The organism is Paenibacillus sp. PastF-3, assembly GCF_029893135.1.
Lineage (GTDB): Bacteria > Bacillota > Bacilli > Paenibacillales > Paenibacillaceae > Paenibacillus_AQ > Paenibacillus_AQ nitricinens.
The window spans coordinates 1-4754 of the sequence record NZ_JARXWM010000040.1; the positions used below are offsets into that span (position 1 = coordinate 1).

2 protein-coding genes are annotated in these 4754 nt (G+C 38.6%); both read left to right on the forward strand.

Annotation, left to right across the window (positions count from 1 at the left end; all coding sequences use genetic code 11):
- Nucleotides 1-262 precede the first annotated feature (262 nt).
- A complete protein-coding gene (locus tag M2444_RS33385) occupies nucleotides 263-2422 on the forward strand; it encodes a glycoside hydrolase family 88 protein (protein ID WP_280789139.1) in 2160 nt (719 codons plus the stop codon).
- A 109-nt stretch (nucleotides 2423-2531) separates the two neighbouring features.
- The gene (locus M2444_RS33390; RefSeq protein WP_280789140.1) at nucleotides 2532-4706 is read left to right on the forward strand and encodes an ATP-binding protein; all 2175 of its coding nucleotides are present in this window, start codon (nucleotides 2532-2534) and stop codon (nucleotides 4704-4706) included.
- Nucleotides 4707-4754 lie beyond the last annotated feature (48 nt).

Genomic DNA, 4754 nt, shown 5'->3' on the forward strand with positions numbered 1-4754 from the left:
TCCCGAAAAAGACGGAGTTATGGACACCGATGAAGAACAATTAAACTGACTACATATATTCTATGAAATCGCGACAACTGTCTTGACAATTACCGAAAGGTGGTGGTAAATAATGTTACAATGTGGGAGTATCAGTTTAAATTCTTCGTGAAATAGTGTTCTTTTAAGCTAATAAAAAATGCACGTGGAATTTAGGAATGAATTAAGGGTTATAGGTTACCTTAATTAACCTAAATATATTATAAAGGATGATGAGACACGCATGGAATATTTTAAGGCTGAAGAGAGCGCCTATCAACTATATGGCAATCAGGACCGTGAAGTGATTGCGCTAATGGCTAACCGATTCATCGGAGAAAATCCGCAAGCGCCTTACCAGTACCGATTGGATTTTACATCAGGCATTTTGTGTAACACAGCGGGTTGGTATCAGTTCGACTATGGTAATCGTTTTTCTCAATCAGAAATTGGAGAGGTTTGCTATGCAGCTGGGAATTTGTATTGCCATAGCGAAAAAAAATCCCGCTTTCAAATTCAATGCTATGGACCAACAGTTTGCTGGGTGAATGGTCAGCAGGTATTTCATTCCAGTCCCGAACAGGAAAGTTTCAAGGCATGCTGTACGTTTTCTATTTCTCTACAAGTGGGTATGAACCACTTTCTACTGGAAACGGAGAAAACAGAAATTGGTTTTGGCTTCCTGTTCCGCAACGCCATGCCCCAGTGGGAGCCTACCCATTTTACCGTGCCTCTAGATGCACGGAACGGGCAAGCTGGTTTTATCTATAGTGCGCCAATTGACCGCCAGTTGACTGATGTGGCATCTTTGCTTTGTGGTTCATTTAAGGGATTGGAATGGTTTCCTAAGCAACAGTATGCTGAGAATACTACTTCCTGTCCTTTTGTACGAATATTCGGCATTGATAGTTTCGGGACAGCAGTTGCCAAAAGCAACTTTTTTCATGCAGATTCCAGTAAGATATTAATCAAAGGGAGCACTAAAAGTCCACTCAAGGTATACATCAATCAGGAGTTATGCTGTGAATCGACAAGCGGTGCCTTTGAAAAAGAAATCCTTTTGTACAGAGGAAGTTACCAAGTTATTTTGCTATGTGAAAAGGAAGCAGGACAGGAAACAGGGCTAAACATCAAATTTCAGGATGCAGGTGGAAATTTGTCCCTTTATTCTGGGGTAAAAGGATATGAGGGTGAATGGATTTATACTGGACTTTTCGGAAAAGAAGTCCCTAAAATTCACCAATTAGCAGATATGGATAAAGTATATCCTACTTTGAATGGCGCATGTTACTGGAAAGCCGACCTTGCGGATGCTTGTGTGCGGATATTTGCAGAGCAGGAGTTATATGGTAAATGGACATACCCATGTGGAGTAACGCTGTACGGATTGCATAAAGCTGGTGAATACCTGAATCGGCCTGACTGGCTGGAGTACGTGCAAGAATACGCACGAATGACGGCGTCTGTATATGAATATGCCATGTATGATAAAACTATATTCGGCTATCCGGGTGTGGATACCCAGATTTGTTGGCTGGAAGAATTGGACGATTGCGGCTCTTTCGGCTCTTTCCTTTTGGAAGCACAACGGCGACATCCAATGGAAGAGGCTAGTGCCCTGGCAAATGTTATTGCTGATTTTATGAAATATCACCAGCGCAGGGAAAAAGATCATGTTTTTTCTAGGCATGACAACAGTATGTGGATTGATGACATGTACATGAGTATTCCATTTTTGTGCCGTTACTATCAGTTAACCGGCAAAGAGGAATATTTGATGGAGGCTTGTCGTCAGGCACTATTGTTCAGGAAATATTTTTTTATGTCAGAGCAAAATCTAATGTCTCATATTTTTGATGTAATACATAGTAGAATAAACAAAATTCCTTGGAGCAGGGGCAATGGCTGGGTTATACTGTCCTTGTCAGAGTTATTGTTGGTGTTGCCTAAGGAACATCCGGATTATGGAGCAGTAACAGCGTTTTTCACTAAGATGGCAGAAGGTGTTCTGCGTGTGCAGGGCAAAAATGGTCTATGGCATCAGATTCTAGATGATTCCTCAACCTATGAAGAATCTTCTTCTACTTCCATGTTTATCTGCGCCTTTTCTCGAGGAATTCGTTTGGAAATTTTTAATGAAAAGCTGTACCATGAGAGTATTTTATCAATTCAAAAGGCATGGACAGGAATGAAGCAAACGGTAATCAACCGCAAAGGTGACCTTTATGGTGTTTGTCAAGGCTCCGGCTGCTCTTTTAGCCGTTCCTATTACCAGCAGTTGGGGTGGCGTTTTAACGACCCACACGGAATTGGGATTGCCATTTTGGCTGGAACTGAAAAGCTAATGCTGGATGAATTTCTGCGAGATAATAAAACGAATCTTGGGAAATATGATATTTATTAATATATAAAAACAATAAAAAAAGGGATTGCTACACAACTAACTTTTTAGTTAGTCGTATAGCAATCCTTTAATTTTCTGTGATTGGTGACTTTTTATAATTGTCTCTATATTGAGTAGGGTTAAACAAGTAAAAAAGAGATGTATTTTAGATGGAGAACTTGTTGTTATTAAAAATGGTAAACCATACTTTCCGGATATAGTTATTCTAGCGGAAGCGCTATCTCAACTTGACTTGAGACAAATTCTTAATGGTTACGAAGAAATGGCTACAGCAATCACACCATACGCTGGATATCAGTATCAACAAGGGAATAGTGAAACCGATACAAGTGGTGAGATGGAATCTTCATCTCTCAGTGAAGGAATTAGTCATGCTGTAACAAAGACACATTCTATAAATATTGGGGTTAATGGAGGTGTAAATAGTTCTAGTACAAAGTCAATAGGAATGGGTATGTTGCTAGGTCCATTATCAATATTTACTAGCGTAGCAAAAACGGTTGGTTGGAGTGCAGGGGCTTCTGCAGGTTATGGATATAGCTGGGGAACTACGGATACGAAGAGTAGTACCGATACAAAAACAACAGGTACAAATCATAGTGTATCGATTGGTACATCAGAAAATACCACATTTACTTATAAATCGTATATGGTAAGTAACATTATCGAAAAACTCGAAAACACAATCCAACGAATAAATGAAAGTCAATCCACAGGACTCTGGAAAACTGCATCTTATGTATTTTCATCAGATACTAAAACCAGTAAAAATATCGCAAGTTTCTTGCGAGCAATATCACAGGGGGATGAATCATTCGTAGAACCTTCAGCGATACAAGCTTGGACGCGTGACTATAGCAATGGTATTACACCATTTAGCGAAATTCAGAAGTATATTAGGCATTTTTCACACCCGATTTTTGTAAATAAGGACGATGGTGTATTTGTAAATCCAAGTTCAAATGTCACAACAACAGAATTGTCCAATATTTTTGCTTTTCCAAGATATTCTGTGCAAGGAATACCAGTAATGCAATGTTGCCGATTTGGACGCGAGCCACATTCGTTATTAAAACTTGAAAAAGATTTTAGCATCGGGTGCTCATATCATATGCATCAATTAGAACCTCAGAACAAAGTATTCTTAAACAAGAATGAATTTACCAAGCACACATTTATAACAGGTTCCACAGGATCTGGAAAAAGTAATGCTGTGTATAAACTCCTTGAAAAAATGTGTAAACAGAATGACGAATGCAAATTTTTGGTTATCGAACCTGCTAAAGGCGAATATAAAGACATATTTGGTGGACGTGATGATGTAGATATTTATGGAACGAATCCACTTAAGTTCTCTAAGCTTCTTCAGCTAAATCCCTTTAGCTTCCCTGACGATATCCATGTATTGGAGCATATAGATAGACTTGTAGAAGTGTTTAATGCATGTTGGCCAATGTATGCTGCTATGCCAGCTATACTTAAAGAAGCAGTAGAAAGGTCATATGAAGAATGTGGTTGGAATTTAAGGCTCTCTAAGAATCCAGGTAAATTTCCAACATTTTCAACCTTATTGAGAATTTTGCCGATTGTTGTTGATACTTCAGGCTATTCTCAAGATACTAGCAATGACTATAAAGGTGCTTTAGTTACAAGAGTTAGGTCTCTTACACGGGGTATACATGGACAAATATTCGAACATGATATTACGTCTGAAAAACTGTTTAATACCAACACGATTATTGATTTAAGCAGGATTGGGTCGCCTGAAACCAAGGCGTTAATTATGGGAATTCTTATTTTAAAGCTACAAGAATTTAGAATGTCAGAAAACATACCTTCAAATAGCAATTTACGTCATTTAACTGTTTTTGAAGAAGCACATATTTTACTGAGAAGAACTTCTGGTGAACAATCTCAAGAGAGTTCAAACTTACAAGGAAAGGCTGTAGAGATGTTAGCCAATGCTATTGCTGAAATGCGAACTTATGGAGAAGGATTTATTATCGCTGATCAATCTCCAGGGCTTATGGATATGTCAGTTATAAGAAATACAAATACCAAAATAATATTACGCCTTTTAGATGAAAGTGATAGAGTGCTTGTGGGGAAAGCTGCAGGATTAAACGATGCTCAAGTAGATGAACTTTCTAAACTAGAAAGAGGAGTTACTGTAATTTCGCAAAGTGATTGGTTAGAGCCAGTACTTTGCAAAATAGATAGATTTGATGATGCGAAACCATCCCCCTGTGTCATACTAGTTGTCGTACCTCTCAATAGAATGTAAAGTAGAATAAAAGAGAGACTGAGGTGGAGCGACAATGCCAAGATATAG

What these genes read in the sequence shown, in the direction of transcription:
- M2444_RS33385 (WP_280789139.1), top strand. Translation starts at nt 263, where the DNA reads ATGGAATATTTTAAGGCTGAAGAGAGCGCCTATCAACTATATGGCAAT.